At 73.3% G+C, this 809-nt stretch carries 1 pseudogene; it reads left to right on the top strand.

Features of this window, described 5'->3' with window-relative positions:
• A pseudogene (gene tmcA, locus NKF06_RS20690) lies at window positions 1-809 on the top strand (tRNA(Met) cytidine acetyltransferase TmcA); the annotation flags it as partial.

The following is an 809-nucleotide window of genomic DNA, read 5'->3' on the forward strand; positions in this document are numbered from 1 at the left end:
CGAGGTGACCGACGCGCGCCTCGATGACCCGATTCGCTACGCCGCCGGCGACCCCGTCGAGTCGTGGACGTTCCGCGCGCTCCTCCTCGACGCCCGGCCCCCGGTCGACCAGCTCGTCGCGGACGCGACGCCGGAGTCCGCGTCCTACCGGGCGCTTTCGCCCGACGACCTGCTGGCGGACGAACACCTGCTCCGCGAGGCGTTCGGCCTGCTCGTCCTTGCGCACTACCGGACCGAACCGGACGACCTCGCCCGCCTCCTCGACGCCCCGAACCTGACGCTCCGGGCGCTCACTCACGAGGGACGCGTCGTCTCGGTCGCGCTGCTCGCCCGCGAGGGCGGCCTCGGCCCCGACACCCGCCGGCACATGTACGACGGCGGCCGCATCCGGGGGAACATGCTCCCCGACGTGTTCACGAGCCAACTCCGCGACGAGGACGCGGGCGTCCCCGTCGGCTACCGCGTGATGCGCATCGCCACCCACCACGCGGTCCGGTCGTCTGGTCTCGGTTCGCGGCTCCTCTCGGCGATACGCGACGAGTTCGCGGGCGACGCGGACTACCTCGGCGTCGGGTTCGGCGCGACGCCCGAACTCCTCTCGTTCTGGCGCGACAACGGCTACGGCACGGTCCACCTCTCGACCACCAGAAACGACACCAGCGGCGAGTACTCGGCGCTCATGATGCGCCCGCTGTCGCCCGCCGGCCGCGACCTCCGTAACCGCCACGCAGCGTGGTTCCTCGGCCGCGTCGGCGACGTGCTCGGCGACGCCCTCTCGGACCTCGACGCCGACGTGGCGCGGGCCGCCC

This window comes from Haloferax sp. AB510 (genome assembly GCF_024136985.1).
GTDB lineage: Archaea > Halobacteriota > Halobacteria > Halobacteriales > Haloferacaceae > Haloferax.